The organism is Streptomyces sp. NPDC005151 (assembly GCF_053599875.1).
In genome coordinates this window covers 113,398-135,356 of sequence record NZ_JBSFYR010000006.1, presented here as the reverse complement: position 1 = coordinate 135,356, position 21,959 = coordinate 113,398, and the positions used below count along the sequence as shown (strand labels likewise).

Annotated in this window: 20 protein-coding genes and 1 pseudogene; 9 read left to right on the top strand and 12 right to left on the bottom strand. The window is 70.3% G+C overall.

Annotated elements, in window-relative coordinates:
- Nucleotides 1–114: 114 nt before the first annotated feature.
- The 3 genes from pta (at nucleotide 115) to pyk (ending at nucleotide 4,993) form a co-directional block, all read left to right on the top strand.
- Nucleotides 115–2,187: a phosphate acetyltransferase gene (gene pta / locus ACWD6R_RS05820; RefSeq protein ID WP_451817572.1), complete on the top strand. Its 2,073-nt coding sequence runs from the start codon at nucleotides 115–117 to the stop codon at nucleotides 2,185–2,187.
- 5 nt (nucleotides 2,188–2,192) lie between these two features.
- The gene (locus tag ACWD6R_RS05815) at nucleotides 2,193–3,488 is read left to right on the top strand and encodes an acetate kinase (RefSeq protein WP_451817571.1); all 1,296 of its coding nucleotides are present in this window, start codon (nucleotides 2,193–2,195) and stop codon (nucleotides 3,486–3,488) included.
- Between the two features lie 74 nt (nucleotides 3,489–3,562).
- On the top strand, nucleotides 3,563–4,993 hold the full coding sequence (gene pyk / locus ACWD6R_RS05810; protein WP_451817570.1) for a pyruvate kinase: 1,431 nt from the start codon (nucleotides 3,563–3,565) through the stop codon (nucleotides 4,991–4,993).
- 102 nt (nucleotides 4,994–5,095) lie between these two features.
- Here pyk and ACWD6R_RS05805 read toward each other — a convergent pair whose 3' ends face one another.
- From ACWD6R_RS05805 to ACWD6R_RS05790, 4 genes are all read right to left on the bottom strand, one after another.
- Nucleotides 5,096–6,403 carry a hypothetical protein gene (locus tag ACWD6R_RS05805; protein WP_451817569.1) on the bottom strand — a complete coding sequence of 436 codons (1,308 nt, stop codon included), beginning with the start codon at nucleotides 6,401–6,403 and terminating at the stop codon, nucleotides 5,096–5,098.
- Nucleotides 6,393–6,980 carry a DUF6114 domain-containing protein gene (locus ACWD6R_RS05800; protein WP_451817568.1) on the bottom strand — a complete coding sequence of 196 codons (588 nt, stop codon included), beginning with the start codon at nucleotides 6,978–6,980 and terminating at the stop codon, nucleotides 6,393–6,395. Before ACWD6R_RS05800 ends, ACWD6R_RS05805 begins: the two co-directional genes overlap by 11 nt.
- A gap of 97 nt (nucleotides 6,981–7,077) precedes the next feature.
- Nucleotides 7,078–7,716: a DUF6230 family protein gene (locus ACWD6R_RS05795; protein WP_451817567.1), complete on the bottom strand. Its 639-nt coding sequence runs from the start codon at nucleotides 7,714–7,716 to the stop codon at nucleotides 7,078–7,080.
- 597 nt (nucleotides 7,717–8,313) lie between these two features.
- Complete coding sequence (locus ACWD6R_RS05790; RefSeq protein ID WP_451817566.1) at nucleotides 8,314–9,294, bottom strand: tetratricopeptide repeat protein; 981 nt, start codon at nucleotides 9,292–9,294, stop codon at nucleotides 8,314–8,316.
- A 317-nt stretch (nucleotides 9,295–9,611) separates the two neighbouring features.
- Between ACWD6R_RS05790 and ACWD6R_RS05785 the strand changes: the two genes are divergently transcribed.
- On the top strand, nucleotides 9,612–10,241 hold the full coding sequence (locus ACWD6R_RS05785; protein WP_451817565.1) for a TetR/AcrR family transcriptional regulator: 630 nt from the start codon (nucleotides 9,612–9,614) through the stop codon (nucleotides 10,239–10,241).
- 18 nt (nucleotides 10,242–10,259) lie between these two features.
- Here the strand turns inward: ACWD6R_RS05785 and ACWD6R_RS05780 are convergent, their stop codons facing one another.
- The 4 genes from ACWD6R_RS05780 to ACWD6R_RS05765 all read right to left on the bottom strand — a co-directional run bounded on the left by ACWD6R_RS05780 (nucleotide 10,260) and on the right by ACWD6R_RS05765 (nucleotide 14,429).
- Complete coding sequence (locus tag ACWD6R_RS05780; protein ID WP_451817564.1) at nucleotides 10,260–11,960, bottom strand: acyl-CoA mutase large subunit family protein; 1,701 nt, start codon at nucleotides 11,958–11,960, stop codon at nucleotides 10,260–10,262.
- Between the two features lie 75 nt (nucleotides 11,961–12,035).
- A complete protein-coding gene (locus ACWD6R_RS05775; protein WP_451817563.1) occupies nucleotides 12,036–12,368 on the bottom strand; it encodes a DUF3817 domain-containing protein in 333 nt (110 codons plus the stop codon).
- A gap of 59 nt (nucleotides 12,369–12,427) precedes the next feature.
- Nucleotides 12,428–12,937 (bottom strand): MarR family winged helix-turn-helix transcriptional regulator, encoded by a 510-nt coding sequence (locus tag ACWD6R_RS05770; RefSeq protein WP_406425201.1) that lies wholly within the window; start codon nucleotides 12,935–12,937, stop codon nucleotides 12,428–12,430.
- A gap of 10 nt (nucleotides 12,938–12,947) precedes the next feature.
- A complete protein-coding gene (locus ACWD6R_RS05765) occupies nucleotides 12,948–14,429 on the bottom strand; it encodes an MFS transporter (protein ID WP_451817562.1) in 1,482 nt (493 codons plus the stop codon).
- A 74-nt stretch (nucleotides 14,430–14,503) separates the two neighbouring features.
- Between ACWD6R_RS05765 and ACWD6R_RS05760 the strand changes: the two genes are divergently transcribed.
- Nucleotides 14,504–15,502, top strand: coding sequence for a DUF5937 family protein (locus ACWD6R_RS05760; protein WP_451817561.1), 999 nt, complete (start codon nucleotides 14,504–14,506; stop codon nucleotides 15,500–15,502).
- Nucleotides 15,503–15,556: 54 nt separating this feature from the next.
- On the opposite strand, the gene ACWD6R_RS05755 is transcribed toward ACWD6R_RS05760, so the two are convergent.
- Both ACWD6R_RS05755 and ACWD6R_RS05750 read right to left on the bottom strand, forming a co-directional pair.
- Nucleotides 15,557–15,850, bottom strand: coding sequence for an MTH1187 family thiamine-binding protein (locus ACWD6R_RS05755; RefSeq protein WP_451817560.1), 294 nt, complete (start codon nucleotides 15,848–15,850; stop codon nucleotides 15,557–15,559).
- Nucleotides 15,847–16,197, bottom strand: coding sequence for a DUF3817 domain-containing protein (locus ACWD6R_RS05750; protein WP_451817559.1), 351 nt, complete (start codon nucleotides 16,195–16,197; stop codon nucleotides 15,847–15,849). The genes ACWD6R_RS05755 and ACWD6R_RS05750 overlap by 4 nt, the downstream gene beginning before the upstream one ends.
- Nucleotides 16,198–16,613: 416 nt before the next feature.
- Between ACWD6R_RS05750 and ACWD6R_RS05745 the strand changes: the two genes are divergently transcribed.
- From ACWD6R_RS05745 to ACWD6R_RS05730, 4 genes are all read left to right on the top strand, one after another.
- Nucleotides 16,614–17,246, top strand: a complete 633-nt coding sequence (locus ACWD6R_RS05745; protein WP_451817595.1) for an AIM24 family protein — start codon at nucleotides 16,614–16,616, stop codon at nucleotides 17,244–17,246.
- A complete protein-coding gene (locus ACWD6R_RS05740; protein ID WP_037689354.1) occupies nucleotides 17,246–17,896 on the top strand; it encodes an AIM24 family protein in 651 nt (216 codons plus the stop codon). The genes ACWD6R_RS05745 and ACWD6R_RS05740 overlap by 1 nt, the downstream gene beginning before the upstream one ends.
- Nucleotides 17,893–18,660, top strand: coding sequence for an AIM24 family protein (locus tag ACWD6R_RS05735; RefSeq protein WP_451817558.1), 768 nt, complete (start codon nucleotides 17,893–17,895; stop codon nucleotides 18,658–18,660). Before ACWD6R_RS05740 ends, ACWD6R_RS05735 begins: the two co-directional genes overlap by 4 nt.
- Before the next feature lie 162 nt (nucleotides 18,661–18,822).
- Nucleotides 18,823–19,299 (top strand): MarR family winged helix-turn-helix transcriptional regulator, encoded by a 477-nt coding sequence (locus ACWD6R_RS05730; RefSeq protein ID WP_406422094.1) that lies wholly within the window; start codon nucleotides 18,823–18,825, stop codon nucleotides 19,297–19,299.
- 73 nt (nucleotides 19,300–19,372) lie between these two features.
- On the opposite strand, the pseudogene ACWD6R_RS05725 reads toward ACWD6R_RS05730, so the two are convergent.
- Both ACWD6R_RS05725 and ACWD6R_RS05720 read right to left on the bottom strand, forming a co-directional pair.
- Nucleotides 19,373–19,622, bottom strand: a pseudogene (locus ACWD6R_RS05725) (two-component sensor histidine kinase); the annotation flags it as partial.
- 98 nt (nucleotides 19,623–19,720) lie between these two features.
- The gene (locus ACWD6R_RS05720) at nucleotides 19,721–21,952 is read right to left on the bottom strand and encodes a protein kinase domain-containing protein (RefSeq protein WP_451817557.1); all 2,232 of its coding nucleotides are present in this window, start codon (nucleotides 21,950–21,952) and stop codon (nucleotides 19,721–19,723) included.
- Nucleotides 21,953–21,959: the final 7 nt, after the last annotated feature.

Below are 21,959 nucleotides of genomic sequence, written 5' to 3'. Positions count from 1 at the left end.
GGTCTTCCCGCACCCGATCAGGGCCTTTCGTCCGGCGGGCGGCGTATCCGCCCCCGCAGGTATCGTCAACACGGCGATATCGCTCCAACCGGACAGAACGACGGGAGAGCACGCGTGACGCGCAGCGTGTACGTGACAGGAATCGACCGGGGAGACGGCCGCCAAGTCGTCGATCTGGGAGTCATGGAGCTCCTGACACGTCAGGTGGACCGGGTCGGGGTGTTCCGGCCGCTGGTCCACGACAGCCCCGACCGGCTGTTCGAGCTGCTGCGGGCCCGCTACCGGCTCTCCCAGGACCCGTCGACGGTCTACGGCCTGGACTACGCGGAGGCGTCCGCGCTGCAGGCGGAGAAGGGTACCGACGAACTGGTCTCGCGGCTCGTCGACCGCTTCCATCGGGTGGCCCGCTCGTACGAGGTGGTGCTGGTCCTCGGCACGGACTTCGCGGACACCCAGCTCCCCGACGAGCTGGCGCTCAACGCCCGGCTGGCCAATGAGTTCGGCGCCTCCGTGATCGCGGTGGTCGGCGGGAAGGGGCAGGACGCGGAGTCCGTACGGGCCGAGACGCGCAATGCCTACCGGGCCTACGACGGGCTGGGCTGCGACGTCCTCGCGATGGTGGTGAACCGGGTGGCGGCCGAGGACCGCGAGGTCATCGCCGAGCGGCTGGCGGCGCGGCTGCCCGTCCCCTGTTCGGTGCTGCCGGACGACGCGGCGCTCTCCGCGCCGACGGTCGCCCAGATCACCGCGGCGCTCGGCGGAACGGTTCTGCTCGGCGACGACGCGGGGCTGGCCAGGGACGCGCTGGACTTCGTCTTCGGCGGAGCGATGCTGCCGAATCTGCTGAACGCGCTGACGCCGGGCTGCCTCGTGGTCACCCCCGGGGACCGGGCGGACCTGGTGATCGGCTCGCTGGCGGCGCACAGCGCCGGGACCCCGCCGATCGCCGGCGTGCTGCTGACCCTGAACGAGCGCCCCGGCGAGGAGATACTCAAGCTGGCCGCACGCCTCGCACCGGGCACCCCGGTCGTGTCGGTGGTCGGCGGATCCTTCCCCACCGCGGGCGAACTCTTCGCGCTGGAGGGCAAGTTGAACGCGGCGACGCCCCGCAAGGCGGAGACCGCACTCGGCCTCTTCGAGCGCCATGTCGACACCGCCGCCCTGCTGGAGCGGATCTCGGTGGCCCGCAGCGGCCGCGTCACGCCGATGATGTTCGAGCACGAGCTGCTGGAACAGGCCCGCTCGGACCGGCGCCGCGTGGTGCTGCCGGAGGGCACGGAGGAGCGGGTGCTGCGCGCCGCCGATGTGCTGCTGCGCCGCGACGTCTGCGAGCTCACCCTGCTCGGCGACCTCGACACCATCCGCAAGAAGGCCGCCGACCTCGGCATCGACCTCGCCGATACGCAGCTGATCGACCCGCAGACCTCGGAGCTGCGCCAGGCGTTCGCGGAGCGGTACGCACAGCTGCGCGCACACCGCGGGGTCACGGTGGAGCTGGCGTACGACGTCGTCTCGGACGTGAACTACTTCGGCACGCTGATGGTCCAGGAGGGCCTGGCCGACGGCATGGTCTCCGGCGCCGCGCACTCCACCGCGGCGACGATCCGCCCGGCCTTCGAGATCATCAAGACGAGGGCGGACGCGTCGATCGTCTCCTCGGTCTTCTTCATGTGCCTCTCGGACAAGGTGCTGGTGTACGGGGACTGCGCGGTCAACCCGGACCCGGACGCGGAGCAGCTCGCGGACATCGCCGTCCAGTCCGCCGCCACCGCCGCCCGCTTCGGTGTCGAGCCGCGGATCGCGATGCTCTCGTACTCGACGGGCACCTCGGGCACGGGCGCCGATGTCGACAAGGTACGGCAGGCGACGGACCGGGTGCGCGCGAGCCGGCCGGATCTCAGGATCGAGGGTCCGATCCAGTACGACGCGGCGGTCGAGCCGAGCGTCGCCGCGACCAAGCTGCCCGGGTCGGAGGTGGCGGGGCAGGCGACCGTGCTGATCTTCCCGGACCTGAACACCGGCAACAACACGTACAAGGCCGTGCAGCGCTCGGCCGGCGCGGTCGCCGTCGGCCCGGTGCTCCAGGGACTGCGCAAGCCCGTCAACGACCTATCCCGCGGCGCGCTCGTCCAGGACATCGTCAATACCGTGGCGATCACGGCGATCCAGGCACAGGGCGAGGAGTGATCCGCATGACCACCCCCACGAAGGAAGGTTCCGCCGCCGTGCAGGCCCGCCGCGTCCTCGTCCTCAACTCCGGCTCCTCCTCGGTGAAGTACCAGCTCCTCGACATGGACGACCGCTCCCGGCTCGCGATCGGCCTGGTCGAGCGGATCGGCGAGGACACCTCCCGTCTGCTGCACACCCCGATGACCGGCGGCGGCGCCGAGACACGCGAGCGCACGGGCAGGATCGCCGACCACGCGGCGGCGCTGAAGGCGGCGGCAGAGGAGCTGGCCGCGGACGGGCTGGGGCTGGACTCTCCCGAGCTGGCGGCGGTCGGCCACCGGGTGGTGCACGGCGGCCTGCGTTTCACCGAGCCGACCGTGATCACCGACGAGGTGCTGGCGGAGATCGAGCGGCTCGTCCCGGTGGCGCCGCTGCACAACCCGGCGAACATCATCGGGATCCGTACCGCACAGGCGCTCCGCCCCGACCTGCCCCAGGTCGCCGTCTTCGACACCGCGTTCCACACGACGATGCCGGAGTACGCCGCGCGCTACGCGATCGACGTGGAGACCGCAGACGCCCACCGCATCCGCCGCTACGGCTTCCACGGCACCTCGCACGCGTACGTCTCCCGCAAGGCCGCCGAGCTGCTGGGACGTACCCCCGAGGAGGTCAATGTCATCGTGCTGCACCTGGGCAACGGCGCCTCGGCATCGGCGGTGGCGGGCGGCCGGTGCGTGGAGACGTCGATGGGACTGACCCCGCTGGAGGGGCTGGTGATGGGGACCCGGTCCGGGGACATCGACCCGGCGGTCACCTTCCATCTGAAGCGGGTGGCGGGGATGTCGGTCGACGAGATCGACGTCCTGCTCAACAAGAGGAGCGGTCTGGTCGGGCTCTGCGGGGACAACGACATGCGGGAGATCCGGCGCCGGATCGACGAGGGCGACGAGCGGGCGGCGCTGGCGTTCGACATCTATGTGCACCGGCTGAAGAAGTACATCGGCGCCTATTCGGCGGTCCTCGGGCGGGTGGATGCCGTGGTGTTCACGGCGGGGGTCGGGGAGAACTCGGCGCCCGTACGGGAGGCTGCGATCGCCGGTCTCGAAGAGTTCGGCCTCGCGGTGGACGCCGGTCTCAACGCCGTGCGGTCCGGTGAACCGAGGCTGATCTCGCCGGACTACGCGCGGGTCGCGGTCGCCGTGGTGCCGACGGACGAGGAGCTGGAGATCGCCGGCCAGACCTTTGCGCTGGTCGAACGGCTCGGACGGACCGCGCAGCCCGGGCAGGCCGAACCGCTCGGACAGGTCGACAACTGAGCACCACCGCGCCCCTTTGTATCTTCCACCAGCCAGAATATTCCGCAGCGAAACAAACCGATAGGATCCGCCTCATGCGCCGTTCCAAAATCGTCTGCACCCTCGGTCCCGCCGTCGACTCCCACGAGCAGCTCGTCGCTCTGATCGAGGCCGGCATGAGCGTGGCCCGATTCAACTTCAGCCACGGCTCCCACGAGGAACACCAGGGCCGTTACGACCGCGTCCGCCTGGCCGCCGCCGAGACCGGCCGGGCGGTCGGTGTACTCGCCGACCTCCAGGGCCCGAAGATCCGCCTGGCGAAGTTCGCCGAGGGCCCCGTCGAACTGGTCCGCGGGGACGAGTTCACCATCACCACCGAGGACGTCCCCGGTGACAAGTCGATCTGCGGTACGACCTACAAGGGACTGCCGGGCGACGTCGACAAGGGCGACCCGATCCTGATCAACGACGGCAACGTCGAGCTGAAGGTCGTCGAGGTCGAGGGTTCCCGGGTCAAGACCATCGTCATCGAGGGCGGGGTGATCTCCGACCACAAGGGGATCAACCTGCCGGGTGCGGCGGTCAACGTCCCGGCCCTGTCCGAGAAGGACGTCGAGGACCTCCGCTTCGCCCTGCGGATGGGCTGCGACCTGGTCGCCCTCTCCTTCGTGCGCGACGCCGACGACGTCAAGGACGTCCACAAGATCATGGACGAGGAGGGCCGCCGGGTCCCCGTCATCGCCAAGGTCGAGAAGCCGCAGGCCGTCGAGCACATGGAGGGCGTCGTCATGGCGTTCGACGGTGTGATGGTCGCCCGTGGCGACCTGGCCGTCGAGTACCCCCTGGAGAAGGTCCCGATGGTGCAGAAGCGCCTCGTGGAGCTCTGCCGGCGGAACGCCAAGCCGGTGATCGTGGCGACCCAGATGATGGAGTCGATGATCACCAACTCGCGGCCGACCCGCGCCGAGGCGTCCGACGTCGCCAACGCGATCCTGGACGGTGCCGACGCGGTCATGCTGTCCGCCGAGTCGAGCGTGGGCGCGTACCCGATCGAGACGGTCAAGACGATGTCGAAGATCGTCGTCGCCGCCGAGGAGGAGCTGCTCGCCAAGGGCCTGCAGCCGCTGGTCCCGGGCAAGAAGCCCCGTACCCAGGGTGGTTCGGTGGCCCGCGCGGCCTGCGAGATCGCGGACTTCCTGAACGGCAAGGCGCTGGTCGCCTTCACCAAGTCCGGTGACACGGCCCGCCGGCTCTCCCGCTACCGCGCCGCGCAGCCCATCCTGGCCTTCACCACCGACGAGTCCACCCGTAACCAGCTTGCGCTGAGCTGGGGCGTCGAGGCCCACGTCGTGCCGCACGTGGACAACACCGACGCCATGGTGGACATGGTCGACGCGGAGCTGCTGAAGCTGAGCCGCTACAACGCCGGCGACACGATGGTCATCACGGCCGGTTCGCCCCCCGGCGTCCCCGGCACCACCAACATGGTCCGGGTGCACCACGTGGGCGGCGGCACTCGCGACTGACGCGTCGCCCGCACCGGCATACGACTGTGGCCCGCACCCCCTTCGACGGGGGAGCGGGCCACAGCCCTGTGCGGCTCCCTGACGGGTCCCCCAGTCACTTCATCAGCTGTTGCCGCCGGTGAAGTAGTTGTGCATCCCGGGCACCGTGAGCGTGCCGCCGAACTGGCCGGCCTGGGTGACCTTCACGTTGGTGAAGAACGCGAACGGCACGTTCAGCGGCGGCGGGGTCTCGGGGCTGAACGTGATCGGGATGAGGCCGAAGAGGTTGCCCTTCAGCTCCTCCGTGTACATCGTCACCGTGCCGTTGCGGATGGTGGACGTCGAGCCCTTCCGCGCCTGGACGTGGCCGGTGGTGCCGCCCGGACCCTCGGTCAGCTGGTGCAGGTCCTTGATGTCGATGGACGACGCAGTGAACTTCAGCACCTTCTTCGTGGTGCCGTCGCCCTTCTCCACCTCGACGATGCCCTTGTAATCGAGCCCGTTCAGGGTGAGCAGCGAACTCTCCAGGATCCACGGCTGGTTCGGAAGCCTGGGGATGCCCTGCTCCAGGTCCGCCGCGGCCAGCGCCTCGGGGTCGGCGGTGGGGCACGGGAACGGCTGCTTGGCGCCGTCCGGGATGTCGTCGTCCTTCTTGGGGTCGAGTCCCTTGGCGCTCTCGTCGAGCTCCTTGACCGACGTGCCCGCCTTGTCGGCCGCGTCGCGGATGGCGTCGGCGGTCTTGCCGGCCGTGTCCTTCGCCGCGTCCGTCACCTCGGCCACAGGCTTCTCGGTGGGCTCGCTCGTCTTGGCCACGGGCTTCTCGGTGGGCTCGCTCGTCGCGGAGGCCGACGGCTTCGGGGACGCGGTGGTGGCGCTCGGGGACGGGCTCGCCGTCTCCTGGTCCGGTCCGTCCAAGAGGTCCCCCAGCGCGTCGCCGACGCCCAGCGGGTCGAGCGGGTTGTTCGTCGCCGTGGGCGACGGGGAGGCGCTCGGCGTCGCGGCGGGCGCCACGCTCTGCTGGTCCGCCGCTCCGTTCGCCGACGGGGTCGCCGACGGCTTCGGCGTCGCCTCGGGACTCTGGTCCGCACCGCTGCCGCCGGCACCGGTGGACGCACTGGCGGACGGGGACGGCGTCTTCGTCTCCGACGCGGACGCCGAAGGCTCCGGCGACTGGCTCGGCTCGTCCGAACGCGTCACACAGGGGCCCGGCGCGAACGGGATGTCCGTCGCGTCGTCGGCCAGCGCGAGCTTGGGGGTGAGTCCCATCCCGACGAAGACAGCCGTCGGCATCGCGGCGAGCGCGAAGGCCTTGCCCGCGGGTATGTGCAGCTTCGTCAGCAGCGACTTCCTCGGGGCCGCGTGGCGCGGCCCGCTTCTCGCCCGGAGATCCTCTCCCCCGGTCGAGTTCAGCTGCGTCTCGTCACCCCGCACTGTTCCTCCCGCCGCCTGCGTCAACTTTGCCGTTCGTGCTGTCGTCGTTCCACGGAGCCGGACCGGGGCTGTACGTCCCCGCGGCACCGTGGTGCGGGCCGGCACCGTCCGGCAGCACGCCCTCGGGCCCTGCCGGGCCCTTCGGGGAACCTCCGGCCTCGGCCGGCTGCTCGGCGACCGGCGTGCCCGGTGCCCAGGAAAGGGCGAGGCAGCCACCGATCATGGCGAGCAGGAATCCGATGAAGATCCCGCCGAGGTTGGACACCGGGATGGAGACCAGCGCCAGCAGGATCGAGGCGACACCGGCGAAGACCCGGACGATTTGGTGGAACCACATGGTCAGACCGAGCGTGACCAGCAGTACACCGATGATCAGTGAGCCCGCACCCGCGGTGGTCGCCATGGCCAGCGTGAGGTGACCGATCTTGAGATTGGCGTACGGGAGGTACGCGATCGGCGCCCCACCCAGTGCGGTGAGCAGGCCCGCCCAGAACGGCCGGCTGCCCCGCCAGGCGCGGAAACGCTGCCGAAGGACGCGGGTGTAGTGCTCGTTCTGCCCCGTGGAGTCGGCGCTCATGGAAAACAGCTCCCTGGAACCGGTATTGCTGTGAAAGAAGAGGGAGCCGGTCGGGCGGAGCAGCGTGGCCGCTCCTCCGCCCGCCCGGACGGAGTGCTTAGTAGCACTCCTTGACGCCGTTGTAGAGGCGCATGCTCAGGCCGCTGAGCTTGAAGGTGCCGGCGGTGGTCGCCCACGCCTTCTGCTTCACGTTGTCGAGAACCGCGCGGTCCGCCTGCTGGGCGAAACCGTTCTCCTTGATGTTCTCGCCGGGCTTGATGGCCGGACCCTTGCTGGCATCCTTCGTCGCAACACCGATCTCGATGTTGGTGAACGTGGCATCGGCGTCCAGATCAGCGACGTCGAGGTACAGGTTCTCGGCGTGGACCGGGGTACCGCCGCCGCCGGCCTTCAGCATGAGGCTGACGGACCCGAAGACCGGGATGTCCGGCGTGACGACGGACTGGCACATGCCCGTGATGTCGGCCGACTTGAACGACGAGATCGCGACCGGGTGCAGGGTCTTCTTGTCACCCTCGAGCTCCGCGTAGCCGACGTCTAGGCCGCCGTACTGCGAGAAGCCCTTGCCGTCCAGGTGCTCCGCCGTCACCTTGAACGACTGGCCGGACACGCTGAACGACGCGGCCAGCGCACCCTGTGCGAGGGCTACACCGACCGCGGCCGTCGCGGCCACACTCGGAACCATGACGAGAGCGAACCGCTTCCATCTGGTCCCGCCACGAACTTGGGACTCCATGACTTTCCTCCTTCTCGGACGTACATCTCCGGTCCGGGCGTCGGCCCGTACTGGGATGGGAGAAGTGCTACGTCCTCGGAAAGGAGAGCGCCGGAACCGGAGGCGTGAACCGCGTCCGAATCGCTGGCGATCACCCCCGAGCGACAACCACTGGCCACGCGTTCGCGCAACCTGTTCGGACAGGCCCTGCCGGACGGCAGGAACCCCCCTGTCCGCGGTCGGCGCCACTGCCGCCGACCCACTCGGTGGGGACCCAAATCGGCCGCCGCGCCGACTGGTGGCCGGGCTGGCGTCATTGGACCGAGCGTGGCCGATCGTGGTGCATTAGCGCCCGCGACACAAGGGGGTTCGTTACTCGCTAGTAACGGCCCGATAACCAAGGCGCGACAGGGCGGCGCCGACCGGCAACACAGGGTGGCGTCCTACGCAAGGAGGAAAAGGAGAATTGAGGTTCCAAAGCGGACAGAACCCCACGTGCGATTTACTGGCAGTAACAGCCCGCGCTTTTATCAAGATTTGGTAAAGCGGGGGCGGCTGTTGTCGCCCGATCGCGAAAACGGCCGTGACGCCCCGGGGCGCCACGGCCGCGTTGTCACATCAGAACAAGACGCGCGCCAGCGCCGTGCGGGCCGCGACGACACGTGGATCGTCGGGGCCGATGACGTCGAAAAGCTCCAGCAGCCGCAGTCGCGCCGCGTCCCGGTCCTCACCGAAATTCCGGCGCACGGTCTCGACGAGGCGCCCGAAGGCATCCTCGACATGACCGCCGACCAGATCCAGATCGGCGGCGGCGATCTGCGTCGCCACATCGGTCGGCTTCTCGGCAGCGTCGTTGCGGACCTGCTGCGGGTCCATGTCCTGCACCCGGGCGAGCAGTTCGGCCTGGGCGAGGCCGAGCTTGGCCTCGGTGTTGGCCGGGTCGTCGGCGAGCACGTTCTTGTACGCCTGGACGGCGCCGCCGAAGTCACTGGCGTCCAGCGCCCGTACGGCCGCTTCGAGCAGTGCGTCGTACGGTCCCGCGGGCACCTCGGCCGGAGCCTGCCCGGCGTCCTCCGGGCCGGCGGCCTCCTGGTCGACCGCGATCCCGGTGAGCCCGAACCGCTCCTCGCCGACCTGGATCAGCTGGTCCAGCGTCTGCCGGATCTGGGTCTCGGGGGCCGCGCCCTGGAAGAGCGGGAGAGCCTGCCCGGCAACGACGGCGAAGACCGCCGGGATGCCCTGGATGCCGAACTGCTGCATCAGCATCTGGTTGGCGTCGACATCGACCTTGGCCAGTACGAAGCGGCCGTTGTACTCGTGGGCCAGGCGCTCCAGGAGCGGGCCCAGCTGCTTGCACGGCTCGCACCACTCGGCCCAGAAGTCGATGACGACGGGGACCTCGGCGGAGCGCTGGAGGACATCGCGCTCGAAGCCCGCCTCATCGACATCGATCACCAGGGAGGACGGGGGGACGGCGCCGCCGCCACCCTGCCGGACGGCCTCGGCACGGGCCTGCTCCGCCTTCACCTTGGCCTCGCCGGCCGCCTTCACCGCGGCGAGGTCGACGACGCCGCTCATGGACATGTTCCTTGGCTGCATACGTACATCCTCCCCCCTCGGCACGCTGTTCCGGAAAGCGATCCGGGAACCGCATCCGTCCGTGGTACCCGCCGGCGTGCGGGACGCGCGGACCTCCGCGGTCGATGACCCTCGAAGGGCCCGTTCTCGGCGCCGGGTCCCCACCCGGCACATGTGGCTGTCGTTCGCTCGTGGCGTGACAACGGCCTGGCCGTCGTCCTTACGCTACGACCCGTAGCGTAACTGTCCCGCACCCCTCGCGCGCAGGAGTGTCCAGTGATCTGTCTCACGGCGAACGCGACCGGCCGGTTCTCCTTACTGGCGGGTATGGTCACGGCATGCTGAGCCACAGCCACCCCAAACCCGGGCGAACGGGACGACCGCGCAGCGCCGCAGCCGACGAGGCGATCCTGGAGGCCTGCCGCGCGTCCCTGGTCGACCTCGGCTGGTCGAAGCTGACGATGGGTGATGTGGCGACGCGGGCCGGGGTCGCCAAGACGACGCTCTACCGGCGCTGGGCGGGCAAGAACGAACTGGTCGTGGACGCTGTCGCGGCCCTCTTCGACGAGCTGGAACTGCCGGACCTGGGCAGCCTGTCGGCCGATGTGCAGAACGTGGTGCTGCAGTTCGCGGCGCTGCTGGACCGCCCGGAGACCAGGACGGCGCTGATGGCCGTGGTCGCGGAGTCGACCCGTGACGACGCGCTGCGGGCCCGGATTCGCGATTCGATCGTGGACCGGCAGAAGCGGCTCGTGCTGCTGGGACGGCAACGGGCGCAGCAGCGCGGCGAGCTGCCCGTCGAACCGGACGAGACGTCGGCGGCCTCGACCGCCGACCTGATCTTCGATGTGATCGCCGGTGCGGTCGTGCACCGGACGCTGGTGAGCGCCGAGCCCGTCGACGAGGACTGGGCCCGGCGCTTCACCGTTCTGCTGCTTGCGGGGCTGGGCGCGGCAGCCGCCACGTAGCGGGCAACGCCGAAGCCCTCAGAAGCCGGGCGGCTCGGTGTACGTGCCCCACTCGTCCCGCAGGACCCCGCAGATCTCACCGAGCGTCGCCTCGGCCCTGACGGCGTCCAGCATCGGTCCGATCATGTTCGAGCCGTCGCGGGCGGCGGCCAGCATCGCGTCCAGCGAGGCGCGGACCCGGGCGTCGTCGCGGGCGGCCTTGCGGTCGGCGAGCTCGCGGACCTGCTCGCGCTCGACCTCGTGGCTGACCCGCAGGATCTCCAGGTCGCCGGTGACCGAGCCGTGGTGGACGTTGACGCCGACGACGCGCTTGTCGCCCTTCTCCAGCGACTGCTGGTACCGGAACGCGGACTCGGCGATCTCGCCGGTGAACCAGCCGTCCTCGATGCCGCGCAGGATGCCGGAGGTCATGGGCCCGATGGGGTGCTGCCCGTCCGGGTGCGCCCTGGTGCCGCGCTCCTTGATCCGGTCGAAGATCTTCTCGGCGTCGGCCTCGATCCGGTCGGTGAGCTGCTCGACGTACCACGAACCGCCCAGCGGGTCGGCGACGTTGGCGACGCCGGTCTCCTCCATCAGCACCTGCTGGGTGCGCAGGGCGATCTCCGCGGCCTGCTCGGACGGGAGCGCGAGGGTCTCGTCGAGGGCGTTGGTGTGCAGCGAGTTGGTGCCGCCGAGGACGGCGGAGAGCGCCTCGACCGCGGTCCGTACGACGTTGTTGTACGGCTGCTGGGCGGTCAGGGAGACCCCGGCGGTCTGGGTGTGGAAGCGGAGCCACTGCGCCTTGTCGGTCTTCGCCCCGTACACCTCCTTCATCCAGCGGGCCCAGATCCGGCGGGCGGCGCGGAACTTGGCGATCTCCTCGAAGAAGTCGAGGTGCGCGTCGAAGAAGAAGGAGAGACCGGGGGCGAAGGTGTCGACGTCGAGCCCCCGGGAGAGGCCGAGCTCCACGTAGCCGAAGCCGTCGGCGAGGGTGTAGGCGAGCTCCTGCGCGGCCGTCGCCCCGGCCTCGCGGATGTGGTAGCCGGAGACCGAGAGCGGCTTGTACGCGGGGATGTCGCGCGCGCAGTGCTCCATCAGGTCGCCGATGAGGCGCAGATGGGGCTCGGGCTGGAAGAGCCACTCCTTCTGCGCGATGTACTCCTTGAAGATGTCGGTCTGGAGCGTGCCGTTGAGCACCCCCGGGTCGACGCCCTGGCGCTCGGCGGCGACCAGGTACATGCAGAAGACCGGAACGGCGGGTCCGCTGATCGTCATGGATGTCGTGACGTCGCCGAGCGGGATGTCCTTGAAGAGGACCTCCATGTCGGCGGCGGAGTCGATGGCGACACCGCAGTGCCCGACCTCGCCGAGCGAGCGCGGCTCGTCGGAGTCGCGGCCCATCAGCGTCGGCATGTCGAAGGCGACGCTGAGCCCGCCGCCGCCCGCGGCGAGGATCATCTTGTACCGCTCATTGGTCTGCTCGGCGTTGCCGAAGCCGGCGAACTGGCGGATGGTCCAGGTGCGGCCGCGGTAGCCGGTCGGGTAGAGACCCCGGGTGAAGGGGTACTCGCCGGGCCAGCCGATCCGCTCGAACCCCTCGTACGTGTCCCCGGGGCGGGGCCCGTACGCGGGCTCCACCGGGTCCCCGGAGAGCGTGGTGAAGTCCGCGTCGCGCTTGCGGGCCTTGTCGTAACGGGCCTGCCAGCGTCGGCGGCCTTCCTCGATCGCGTCAGCGTCCATGGACCCCAATTTACTAGGACGTCCTAGTAAATGTCGATGACAAACCGCCCGGTGCTTTGCACGGGGCGGTTCGGGTCAGACTTTGACTGTCACCGGGGAGCCGTCCGCGATCAGCGGCTCGACCTCCTGGACGACCTTGCGCTCGACGAAGAACGCGGCCGTCGGGATCGTGCCGGAGATCAGCACCCAGAAGAGCTTGCCGAGCGGCCACTTCGCCTTGGACCCCAGGTCGAAGGCGAAGATCAGGTAGATGATGTACAGCACACCGTGGATCTGGGAGACGACGAGCGTCAGCCCCGCACCGGTGTCAAAGCCGTACTTGAAGACCATGCAGGTGCAGAGCACCAGCAACATGACGGCGGTGACGTAGGCCATCACCCGGTACCGGGTCAGCACACTGCGTTTCATGACGTCGAGCGTAACCGGGCGCCGGGGGCGATCTTGCAGCGGGCGGGGGGCGCGCGGCGCTACTTCTCCTCGAAGTCCTTGGCCGCGATCCGCAGGGGGCGCAACAGTGCGAAGATCTCCGCGCACTCCTCGGCGTCGTACACCCCGAGCCCGAACTCCATGTCCACCAGGTCCCGGGTGGCCGCCTCGACGACCTCTCGGCCCTTGTCGGTGATCGAGGCGAGGGTGCCGCGGCCGTCGTTCGGGTTGGGGCGCTTGTCGACCAGACCGGACCTGACCAGCCGGTCCACGGTGTTCGTGACGGACGTGGGGTGGACCATCAGCCGCTCGCCGATCTTGGACATCGGCAGCTCACCGGCCTTGGAGAAGGTGAGCAGCACCAGCGCCTCGTACCGCGCGAACGTCAGCCCGTACGGTTTGACGACCGCGTCGACCTCGGCGAGCAGGATCTGCTGCGCACGCATGATCGAGGTGATCGCCCCCATCGAGGGGACAGGGCCCCAGCGCTGCTGCCAGAGTTCGTCGGCGCGGGCGATGGGGTCGAACGGGAGACTGAGCGGCTTCGGCACGGCATCGACCTTACCCACTGCTCATATGCTGGTCAGCCCCGTCTCGAACTTCGGTCCGAGGACCGTGAGCGGGTTCCGTGCTCCTGACCTCGCGGACGAGGACGAGCGTGCACACCGTACCGATCACAGCGGCCCCGGCGACCACCTGATGTACGGGGAAGAATTCGGCGGCGAGCCCGGCGAGGGCCATGCCGACGCCCTGGACCGTCATCAGCCCGGCGGCGAGCAGGGTCATGGCCCGGCCCCGCAGCTCCTCCGGGACGGCGTCGACGAACCACTGGTCGAGGCCGATGACATACGCCGCCCCCACCCCGGCCAGCACGAGCGCGACGACGCACAGCACCATGCCGGGACGGAACCCGTACAGCACGAGGGGCAGCAGCCCGGCGGCGGCGACCGGCAGCACGATCCTGGAACGCAGGCGCGGGGCGAGCGCGGCGCCCGCGTACAGCTCGGCGCCGATGTGGCCGACCGGCATCGCGCACATGAGGAGTCCGAGCGCGGCCGGGCCGACACCGATCTCGTCCGCGTACGGTGCGGCGAGCGCCTCCGGTGCCACGGCGAACATCGCCGGCAGCCAGAAGAGCAGCATCAGGGCGCGGATCCTGCGGTCGGCGAGGACGGTACGGGCTCCGGCGAGCGAGTCCTTGAGCAGGGCGCCGCCTCCGTCACGGCCGCTCCGGGCGGGCCGGTTGCGGGTGCCGAAGCGGAGCAGCGCCGCCGAGCAGAGGAAGGTCCCGACGGTGATCGTGATCGCCCCGCGCGCGGAGACCGCGGCGAGCAGCACACCGCCCACCCCGAAGCCGATCAGCAGTGCGCTCTGCGAGACGATCCGCAGCAGCGAGCGGCCCAGTACATAGAGGTCGCCCTCGCCGAGGATGTCGGTGAGCGCGGCCATACGCGTCCCGGTGAAGACGGGCGACACGGAGGCGACGAGACAGCGCAGCGCGAGGAGCCCGCCGACGGGGGTGCCGGGCAGCACCATGACACCGACACAGCCCGCGCAGATCAGATCGCAGGTGACCAGGACCCGGCGGGCGGGGTAGCGGTCGGCGACCCCGGCGAAGAGCGTGCCGCCGACGAGGTACGGGAGGAAGCCGAGCGCGAAGGTGAGGGCGCTGAGCAGGGGCGAGCCGGTGAGGTCGTAGACGAGGACGGTGAGCGCGAGCTCGCTGACGACGACGCCGAGAAGGGAGAGCAGGTGTGCGGCGAAGACGGCACGGAACTCCCGTACGGCGAAGACGGCGCGGTAGCCGCCGGGTGTGCCGGGGTCCGGGGCGGAAGCCGGAGCCCGGAGCGCGGGCGACGGGTTCGGGTCAATGGGGTCGGCGCGCTCCGAGGACGGGGCCGGGGACGGCGCCGCTCCTGCGGGGCGGACGTTCGCGGCGCGGCATGCGGCTGACGGGTCCTGGGGTGAGGGACCCGTCGGGCCGCTCGGGGGGTCCACCGCATCGCGGGGGCCGCCCGCCGAAACGGGGCTGTTGCTCGGCATGGACGCAGCGTGGCGGAGCGCGGCCCGCACTCCATAAACTTTCGGCTGACACCGAATCTTCGCGAGGCGCGCCGATGCCGTTCCATCTGCATTTCGACGAGAGCGATCTGCTGCGCTGCAGGTTCGCCCTCTCCCCGCTCTGGGAGACGCAACAGGCAGTACGCACCCTCCTGCGCCCCGGGAACCGGGGATACCACGAGCCGTGGCTGCGGCGCATCCGGAGCGCCGCCGCGGGGCTGGACCTCGGGCCGCTGTGGTCGCTGATGCCGGAGAGCGGGCACAATCCGGACTTTCTTTCCCTGCCACCGCTCGGGCCGTATGCCTCGTTCGAGGAGGAGATCGCCGGGGTACGCGCCATCGATCCCGAGCTCGTCCGTGACGATCTGGCGCTGACGCTCGCGTGTGTGCCGGGGGCGCTGGACTCCCCCGCCGGACGGGCGATGCTCGACGACCCCGCCCGCGCGCAGCGGGAGCTGTCCGCGCTTCTGGAACAGGCGTGGCGGGTCCTGGTCGAGCCGGACTGGCCGCGGCTGCGTGCGTTGCTGGAGGCGGACATCGCGTACCACTCGCGCCGGCTCGCCGCGGTCGGCTTCGCGCGGCTGCTCGGTGAGTTGAGTCCCCAGCTGAGCTGGGCGGACTCGACGCTCACGCTCGTCGGGATGCGGGGCCGGCACTCCCGGGTGCTCGGCGGGCAGGGTCTCGTCCTGATGCCGAGCGTCTTCGCCTGGCCGAATGTGGTCAGCGGGTACGAGCCGCCCTACCAGCCCGCGGTGATCTATCCGGCGCGCGGGATCGGTGGCCTGTGGACGGAACCCGCCGACCGTACGCCGCAGACGCTCGCGCGGCTGCTCGGGCGGGCGCGGGCCGATGTCCTGTGCATGCTCGACGAACCGGCGGGGACGAGCGCACTCGCCCACCGGCTCGGCCTCGCGCCGTCCTCCGTGTCGGAGCATCTGTCGGTGCTGCGGGCGGCGGGGCTGCTGACCTCGCGGCGGTACGGGCACCAGGTGCTGTACGAGCGGACGCCGCTCGGGATCGCGCTGGCGGTGGAGCCCGAAACGCACCCCGGGTGACGGAGACCCCGCTCGCCGTGCGGCGCGGGGGTCTCCGGATGGTGCGGAGAGGCGTCAGCCGGCGAGGTACCGCTCGACCGTCTCGACCTTGGAGGTCAGACCGTCGGTGACACCGGGCCGGATATCGGCCTTCAGTACGAGGGAGACACGTCCGGCGCGGGCCTCGACGGCCGCGACGGCGCGCTTGACGACGTCCATGACCTCGTCCCACTCTCCCTCGATGGAGGTGAACATGGCGTCCGTGCGGTTGGGCAGCCCCGACTCGCGGACGACCCGGACGGCGTCGGCGACGTACTCGCCGACGTCCTCGCCGGCCCCCAGCGGGCTGACGGAGAAGGCGACGATCATGCCTCCACCACGCCTTCCCGGCGGGCCCGGGCGGCGATGACCCCGTCGGCCTCGTAGCGCTTGAGGATCTTGTCGCCGTACAGCCCGCCGAACGGCAGCAGCGCCAGCAGGAAGAAGAACGCGACGCGCTTGAACGGCCACTTGGTCTTGGACCAGACGTCCAGCAGCAGGACGGCGTAGGTCACGAAGAGCACGCCGTGCAGCATGCCGAGAGGCATCATCAGGAAGTCGATGTCCGAGACGCGGCTGAGGACCGAGCCAAAGATGATCAGCGCCGGGAAGGAGAGCGCCTCGGGGATCGAGATGAGGCGCAGCCGGTGCAGGGCGGTAGCGGTCTTGATGTCCACGAGGGCACCTTCGGTGGGAGGGTCGTCACAGCTTGTGAATACAGGCACAAGCGTGTCCCATTGTGGCATCGACACCCATCGGGTCCGGGGGCGGGGGCCGGTTGACACTCCGGGGAACGTATCGGCGCATATCAGGGTCGGCTCAGAGCCTGTCGGGTGGCCTTCGATCGGATAGCGGACGCGGTCTGGTGCGTGCGATTCCAAGGCGCCGGAAGGCCCTCGGATGGGGTCTCCCCTGCTCGAACGAAGCTGAGAGCCTGGGGAAGGAGCTACTAGGGCATTTCGGCAACGCGGGAAGCGTGCGTGCCAGGGCGTGGCCGCCCGATCAGAGGCCACCCGACAGGCTCTCAGGGTCCGGATAGGCCCACGGGCCCTGTCGGGCCCAGGGCACCTGCCGCTACCGTCACGGGGTGGCAATGTTCCGACTCCAAGGCAGCAAGACGCTCGCCGTCGATCTGACAGGCGACGCCGTCAAGGCGAAGAACGGCTCGATGGTCGCGTACGACGGCCGGATGGCGTTCAAGAAGATGTCCGGCGGCGGTGAGGGCATCCGCGGCATGGTGACCCGTCGGCTGACCGGCGAGCAGATGACCGTGATGGAGGTGAGCGGGCAGGGCACCTGCTACTTCGCCGACCGCGCGAGCGAGATCAACCTCGTCTCGCTGCGCGGCGAGAAGCTCTACGTGGAGGCGAGCAACCTGCTCTGCACCGATGCCGGGCTGCGCACCGGCACCACCTTCACCGGGCTGCGCGGCGGGGCGACCGGCAACGGCCTGTTCACCACCACCGTCGAGGGCACCGGCCAGGCGGCGATCATGTCGGACGGTTCGGCCGTGGTGCTGCGGGTGACCGCCCAGTACCCGTTGTTCGTCGACCCCGGCGCGTACATCGCCCACCAGGGCAATCTGCAGCAGCACTTCCAGTCCGGGGTCAACTTCCGGACGCTGATGGGCGAGGGCTCGGGCGAGTCGTTCCAGATCGGATTCGAGGGCGAGGGACTCGTCTACGTGCAGCCGAGCGAGCGGAACACCATCGGGGGCGATGTCTGATGCCGTTCCGTGAGATCAACTCGAAGATGGTCGAGGCGACGGTGGTCCCCGGCCAGAAGATGTTCAGCCAGCGCGGCGCGATGCTCGCGTACCGCGGCGAGGTGTCGTTCACCCCGAACATCCAGGGCGGCCAGGGCGGCGTGATGTCGATGATCGGCCGTCGGATGGCCAATGAGGCGACGCCGCTGATGACGGTCGAAGGCAGCGGCACGGTGATGTTCGGCCACGGCGGCCACCACATCCAGGTCATCAACCTGGCCGGCGACACCCTGTACGTGGAGGCCGACCGGCTGCTCGCCTTCGACGGGACGCTGCAGCAGGGCACGATGTTCATGGGGTCGCAGGGCGGGGTCATGGGGATGGTGCGCGGCCAGGTGACCGGGCAGGGCCTGTTCACCACGACGCTGAAGGGTCATGGCGCGGTCGCGGTGATGGCTCACGGCGGGGTGATCGAGCTGCCCATCACGCCGGGCCGCGAGGTACATGTGGACCCGCAGGCCTATGTCGCCCACCACGGCGACGTACGCAACAAGCTCTCCACCGCGCTCGGCTGGCGCGACATGGTGGGGCGCGGCTCCGGCGAGGCGTTCCAGCTGGAGTTGAGCGGCAGTGGCGCGGTGTACGTCCAGGCGTCGGAGGAGAAGCTGTGAGCACGCCCGTGATCTTTGACCCGATGACGCTGCCGTCGGACGACAACGTCAATGCGTACACCTTCTGTGTGGAGCTCAAGGGGAGCCAGTGGTTCCTGCAGAAGGGCAAGATGATCGCCTACTACGGGCGGATCGAGTTCAACGGCATCGGCCACGGACGCTTCGAGCGGCTGATCCGGACGAGCTTCCACTCGCCGCTGCACGCGAGCGACTGGGTGGTGGCCGAGGGCAGCGGCAAGATGCTGCTCGCCGACCGGGCCTTCGACGTCAACTCGTACGACCTGGAGGACGGGAACCTGACGATCCGGTCCGGCAACCTCCTCGCGTACCAGCCGACGCTGGCACTCAAGCAGTCGATCGTGCCGGGCTTCCTGACCCTGATCGGCACGGGCAAGTTCGTGGCCGCGTCCAACGGCCCGGTGGTCTTCATGGAACCGCCGCTGCGGGTCGATCCGCAGGCCCTGGTGGGCTGGGCGGACTGCCCCTCGCCGTGCCACCACTACGACCACGGCTATATGACGGGCGTGATGGGCGGTCTCCGGTCACTGACCGGGATCGGCGGGACCTCGGGCGAGGAGCACCAGTTCGAGTTCGTCGGCGCGGGTACGGTGCTGCTCCAGTCGACCGAGGTCCTGATGGCGGAGCAGCCGACGGGGGCGACGCCGCAGCAGGCAGGGGTCCCGGGTGGCGGTGCGGGTCAACCTGGCGCCACCCCCCGTCTGCCCGGCCAGCTGGGGGACCTCCAGCGTCGCTTCGGCTTGTGAACGGTAGTCTGCGGAGCGTGACGTCGAACGCCTGCGCCCAGCGCTGGAGCCGGTTCCGGAGCCGTTTCCGGAACCGGCTCCGGAACCGGCGCCCCGGGCCGGTTCCGGGCGTTACAGCACTCCACTTCGTCCGGCTTTCAACTTCTTAGGTAGAATCCACATATGGAGACCGAGACGGCCACCCAGTGGCTGAGCGACGCGGAGCAGTGCGCCTGGCGCACCCACCTGGACGTCAGCAGGCTGCTGATGCACCAGCTGGAGAAGGACCTCCAGCCGTTCGGCCTGACCAACAACGACTACGAGATCCTGGTGAACCTCTCGGAGTCGGAAGACCAGCGCATGCGGATGAGCGACCTGGCCGCGGCCACACTGCAGTCCAAGAGCAGGCTCTCGCACCAGATCACCCGCATGGAGACGGCGGGGCTGGTCCGCCGGGAGAACTGCGAGTCCGACCGGCGCGGTCTGTACGCGGTGCTCACGGAGACCGGCGCGGAGACGATGCAGAAGGTCGCACCGCACCATGTCGCATCCGTGCGCAAACACTTCATGGACCTTTTGACGCCGGAGGCACTGGCGGACCTGCACGCGGCGCTGACGCCGGTTGCGGAGCACTTGCGAGGGCGGCGGGGCAAGCCGTAGCGCGCCCTGGGCGCGCGTGTGCGGGGCAAGCCGTTGCACGGGGTGCGGGCTCTGCCCTCCGTCGCCGGAGGGGCACCGGGGTCCGGTCGCCTGTGCGCTGCGAGACCTCCTCGCGGACCGGAGCGCCCGGGTCCACCGGGGTGTTCCCCGGCCGCTCCCCCGCGGCCGGCCGGGCCGGCAGCAGCAGATCGGCGGCCGGCGCCTGGAGTCGTACGGTGTCGGCGACCGCGCCGGGCAGGTCCAGCGGCTCCGGACGGGCTGCGTCCACTTCCAGCTGCGTCCACTTCCAGCTGCGTGCGCAGCGAGGCGATCGGGCTGCGCAGCCGCGGTCACCGCGGACCGCCCGGACGACGGCCGCCACGGGGACGACCACGGTGACGACGACTGATCGGCTCCCCTCCCGGCCGGCGCCCCCTGTCGCTCAGGGGGCGTATCCCGACAGGACCGTGCCGTCCTTGAAGGTGAGGAACACGAGGTCCCCGACGGCGAGCAGATCCGGCAGGCTCACGCCCGGCCTGGTGTCGGGCCACCCGGTGTACGACTTGACGTTCTCCGACTCACCGTCGGCCAGGCGGAAGGCGCCCACCCCGTCGTATCTGGCAATCAGCACCCGAGAACCCGCCAGGGAAGGGACGCCGCCCATCTCGGTGAGGTTCTCGTACGTCGTCCACTTGCGCTGCCCGTCGGTGAGCCCGTAGGCGTACGCGTGGTCGTCGTCGGAGACCACCACGGTGTCGTCGCCGACCAGTGCCGGCGAGTGGGTGGGCGTGATCTCTTCGGCGAGTCTGCGGGGCTGACCGGGCCGTGTCACATCGTCCATGACGAGCAGCCCGGTCGCTCCCCGGCAGACCAGGCGGCGGCCCCTCAGCACCGGCCCCCGGCAGGGGAAGTCTGCGGCTGTGAGCCGTTGTTCCACGGTCCCCTTCGCCCCGTCGACGATCCGGGTGTCGTTGCCCACCACGACCAGCCGTCCGCCGTCGGCGAGCAGACTGAACCGCGGGTCGCCGAAGTCCGTGCTCCACAGCTCGCCGCGGTCGCCGGTCAGCCGGCGGGCGATCAGTTTCCCCGTGCTCCCGCTGTTGGCCCGGGCGACGTAATACAGGGTGTCGCCGTCCTGGACGGCACCCGCGCCCACGGAGCCGTCGGGCAGCGCCGAGCGCCACAACTCCCGGCCGTCCGTGATCCGGTAGGCGACCAACGCCTGGCCGACGAAGGCGTACACAGTCCCGGGGGCGAACCCGGCCACGGCCGAACCGGTCGCCCCCGCCTGTCCCTTCGGGGCCTGCCAGCGCCGGCCTCCGTCGGCCGCGTCGAGTGCGGTGACGCCCTTGCTGCCCGCGCACAGCAGCGTCGACTCGGCGAAGCTGCACCCGTCCTCGACCCCGTCGACCGTGGACTTCCACGCCTTCCAGCCCGCGGGCTGGAGGGAGGCATCGGTGGCAGCCTCGCCGAAGTCACCGGTACGGCCGCCGTCGGCCCGGGGGACGGCCCGCACCTTGCTGCGCACGGCCGCCGGGGACGGACCGGCCGTGGGACCGGTGGCACCCGAACCGCCGCCGTTGCCCTTGTCCGGCGGGAAGAGACCGGGCAACAGCACATAGCCGAGGAGCAGACACGCTGTCACCGCAACAGCCGCCAGCGCCATCGGCAGCGCCCTGCGGCTACGGCCGCGCCCCGGGACGGTCCCGGAAGGGGGCACCAGTGTCGGCGGACGGTCCGGGACCGGGGGCACGACGGCCATGGGCGGAGCCGCGACGAGGCAGTCCCGGGCAGCCTCCTCGTAGCCGGCCAGCTGTTCCCGTACCCCTGCCGGCCAAGGGAACGACGGGGTCGACGGCTGCCCGCGGAGCAGCAGTCCGGCCAACTGCCCCGGCGTCGGGCGGTCCTCGGGGCGCGCGTGCAGGCACTGGGCGATCACTTCACGCAACTGCGGCGGTACGCCTGAGAGTTCCGGCTCTCCCTGCGCGATCCGGAAAATCACCGCTGCCATGTCGGAGTCGTCGAAGGGTCCCCGCCCACTGGCCGCGAAGGCGAGCACCGCCCCCAGACAGAACACGTCCGAGGCGGGCACGAGTGCCCGGGAGCCGTTGACGTGCTCCGGCGAGATGTAGCCGGGGCTGCCGACCACGACGCCGGTCCGGGTGAGCTGGGTGGCGTCGAAGGCCTGGGCGATCCCGAAGTCGATCACCTTCGGCCCGTCCGGGCCGAGCAGGACATTGCCGGGCTTGAGGTCGCGGTGGAGGACGCGCACGGCATGCATGTCGGCGAGGGCGCGGGCCAGATCGGCGCCCATGGCCCGGACCACCGGCTCGGGCAGCGGGCCGCCGCGGGTGACGGCCTCGGCAAGTGAGGGCCCGGGGACGTACTCGGTGGCCAGCCAGGGCGGCCGCCCCGACGCGTCGCCGCCGACGAGCGTCGCGGTGTACGCGCTGCGCACCGCGCCCGCCGCGTCGATCTCCCGGCGGAACCTGATCCGGAAGCCGTCGTCGAGGTCGAGATCGGCCCGCACCGTCTTCAGCGCGACGAGCCCGCCTTCCGGCGCGCCGCTCTGCCGGGCCAGATACACCTCGCCCATGCCGCCCGCGCCGAGCAGCCCGAGCAGCCGGTACGGGCCGATGTGCCGGAGCGGTCCGGCGGGGAGCGGTTCGATCACCGGTGAC